This window comes from Sulfuricurvum sp., assembly GCF_049587615.1.
Lineage (GTDB): Bacteria > Campylobacterota > Campylobacteria > Campylobacterales > Sulfurimonadaceae > Sulfuricurvum.
On the sequence record NZ_JBAVEF010000048.1, the window covers coordinates 1 to 2,462 of the forward strand.

The 2,462-nt window shown below is 45.4% G+C and carries 5 protein-coding genes and 1 tRNA gene; 5 read left to right on the top strand and 1 reads right to left on the bottom strand.

Annotation, left to right across the window (positions count from 1 at the left end; translation table 11 throughout):
• The 5 genes from WB308_RS08505 to WB308_RS08525 all read left to right on the top strand — a co-directional run.
• Positions 1–701 (top strand): thiamine pyrophosphate-dependent enzyme (locus tag WB308_RS08505; protein ID WP_424190827.1); only part of this gene is annotated, 701 nt, incomplete at its 5' end.
• A 13-nt stretch (positions 702–714) separates the two neighbouring features.
• Positions 715–879 (top strand): rubredoxin, encoded by a 165-nt coding sequence (gene rd / locus WB308_RS08510; RefSeq protein WP_424190828.1) that lies wholly within the window; start codon positions 715–717, stop codon positions 877–879.
• Between the two features lie 132 nt (positions 880–1,011).
• Complete coding sequence (locus WB308_RS08515) at positions 1,012–1,254, top strand: hypothetical protein (protein ID WP_424190829.1); 243 nt, start codon at positions 1,012–1,014, stop codon at positions 1,252–1,254.
• Positions 1,255–1,395: 141 nt separating this feature from the next.
• The gene (locus WB308_RS08520; protein ID WP_424190830.1) at positions 1,396–1,983 is read left to right on the top strand and encodes a ParA family protein; all 588 of its coding nucleotides are present in this window, start codon (positions 1,396–1,398) and stop codon (positions 1,981–1,983) included.
• Positions 1,984–2,016: 33 nt separating this feature from the next.
• Positions 2,017–2,271, top strand: coding sequence for a hypothetical protein (locus WB308_RS08525; protein WP_037946513.1), 255 nt, complete (start codon positions 2,017–2,019; stop codon positions 2,269–2,271).
• A 4-nt stretch (positions 2,272–2,275) separates the two neighbouring features.
• Here WB308_RS08525 and WB308_RS08530 read toward each other — a convergent pair.
• A tRNA-Arg gene (locus tag WB308_RS08530) sits at positions 2,276–2,352 on the bottom strand.
• Positions 2,353–2,462 lie beyond the last annotated feature (110 nt).

The window sequence follows — 2,462 nt, forward strand, 5'->3', positions numbered from 1 at the left end:
CTCAATACATGAGCGTCAATATGTTCAATGGCCTTCACGGCCGGGCTTTGAGCGTTGCGCAGGGATTGAAAGTAGCCAACCCCACTTTAACGGTCATCGCCGAAGGGGGGGATGGCGATATGTACGGCGAAGGGGGAAACCACTTCATGGCGGCGATCCGCAGAAACGCCGGGATCGTCAATGTCGTGCATAACAATATGGTCTACGGCCTGACCAAGGGGCAGGCCTCTCCCACTTCCGCACGGGGGTTCAAAACCCCCGTACAGGTTGAAGGGGTTCATACGGAGCCTTTTAATCCTATCGCAACGGCGATATCGCTCGATGCGTCGCTGGTTATCCGAACGTTTTCAGGGAACAAAGAACACTGCAAAGCGATGTTCAAAATTGCCCTCGCACACAAAGGGTATGTTCTGATCGATATTTTCCAGCCGTGCGTCACCTTCAACAAAACCAATACGTTCAAGTGGTTCAAAGAGAATATTTACGAGTTGCCCAATTCGTATGACCCGACCGACAAAGTAAAGGCATTCGAGAAATCGCTGGAAAGCCATCCTTTTCCGATCGGCATCATTTATAAAAGCCCGTCGAAAAGCACGCTGGAAGAGGCGCTCAGATATGAGAGTACTCTGAGTGATACGCCGTTGTACGCGCATCATGTCGATTATCGATTGCTCAGCGACGAGATGGATACATACATTTGATAAGGAGCGGAAGATGAAAAAGTTTGAGTGCAATGTATGCGGATATATTTACGACCCCGTGTTGGGAGACCCGGATAGCGGTATACCTCCCGGCACGGCTTTCGAGGATCTGCCCGATGATTGGGTATGTCCCATCTGCAACGTCGGGAAAGAGGATTTCAGCGAATTAGTCGAATAAGCGTCGTTTGGAAGGCAAAGAGAATCTTCTGAACCGCTAAAATATAATTTTATTTGTTAAATATAATACAAGCCGCGTTGTAACATAATAGTAATTCCTGAATGTCACAATTGCAACTATAAAGGGGTTGGCATGTCAAGTTTTCAGAACGAGCTTCATGAGAAGCAGGAAAAATTACTTGCTAGATTAAAAAACCTGTCGGTCGATCATCTTATCATTGCCAAACGTGCAAAAATGTCGATGCGTGAAATATTGAGCTGTCTTGAAATCAGCGAAAAGCAGAATATGGCCTTGGATTTCGTTTTTAGCGAAATGGAATCATTCAAGCAAACAGCTGCTCATATTTTGTATAAAGAAGATTTTTCGCTCGCCTGATACTACTTTTTCCGTCTCTTCTTAACTTCCTTATGCTAAAACACGGAATAAATATTAGTTATTTACAGTTCAAAACTTGACATTATCTATTTATTACTTGTAAAATACTGTAATTAACAGTTATTTATTGCAAGGAAAAGTATGAATATCACCATTGTCAATTTCAAAGGGGGAGTGGGCAAATCGATGATCGCCCACCAGCTCATTACCGGATTCGGTTTCCGCGGATGTGAAGTCGACCCCTACGGCTCCCTTTCGGATCGTTTGCCCGAGCAGGTAGAAAAAATTGAAATACAGGAAAAACAATTGGCTCAGCCCAAGCAGGCGACAATTTTCGATTTTGGGGGATTTGACGATGTCAAACTCGATCAGGCGGTTGCCTATTCGGATTTGGTCATTATCCCTTTTATCCCGACACTGGAAACGATTCAGGGTACCGTCGATACGCTGGTGCGTGTCGCACCGATGAACAAACCGATATTGCTGGTTCCCAACATGAGCCAAAAAGAGAACGATATCAACGATGCCAAATTTGTTTTTGACGAAACGCTCGGATTTGAGGTCGAAATGTTCGCCTTGCCGATGAGCGTGGCATTGCAGACGGCGATCAACGAGAACTGCTCTATACTCGAGCTTTCCAATCAGGGTGGAATCAAAGCGTACGCGTACCGCAAAAGTGCCAATCTAATCCGTGATCTGCATGAGAAAATTAGAGAATACAATAGTTAACAACAGTTATTTACAGCTTAAAAGGTAGTTGAAATGGAAAAGAACCAACCGGAAAACAAGTTTGCCAAGCGGGTGACTCAGCGGGAACTCTCAACACATGTAGCCATTCAAACGGCCAAGCATCCCGGCGGCCGGCCGAAAAAAAATGATGAGACCAAACAAAGTGAAAAAGTCTTTTTGACCCTGACAAAAGCGGAAAAAGAAAAAATAGATCAGTATGCCGATCGGACGGGAGAATCGATAGCGGGGGCCATACGCAGAGCGCTTAAAGAGATGGGGATGATTTAAACTGTGGTACGCCCGAGGGGATTCGAACCTCTGACCGCTGGTACCGGAAACCAGTGCTCTATCCAGCTGAGCTACGGACGCATGAAGATCCGGAGAAGCACTGCTTCTCCGAAACGGATATGAAATTCTACTTGAAAATACCTTAGTCTTTCAAATACTTAGGCTTTTTTCATATACGCGGCGACGAGTAC

Coding starts and splice junctions, on each gene's coding strand:
- WB308_RS08515 (WP_424190829.1), top strand. CDS start 1,012: ATGTCAAGTTTTCAGAACGAGCTTCATGAGAAGCAGGAAAAATTACTT.
- WB308_RS08520 (WP_424190830.1), top strand. CDS start 1,396: ATGAATATCACCATTGTCAATTTCAAAGGGGGAGTGGGCAAATCGATG.
- rd (WP_424190828.1), top strand. CDS start 715: ATGAAAAAGTTTGAGTGCAATGTATGCGGATATATTTACGACCCCGTG.
- WB308_RS08525 (WP_037946513.1), top strand. CDS start 2,017: ATGGAAAAGAACCAACCGGAAAACAAGTTTGCCAAGCGGGTGACTCAG.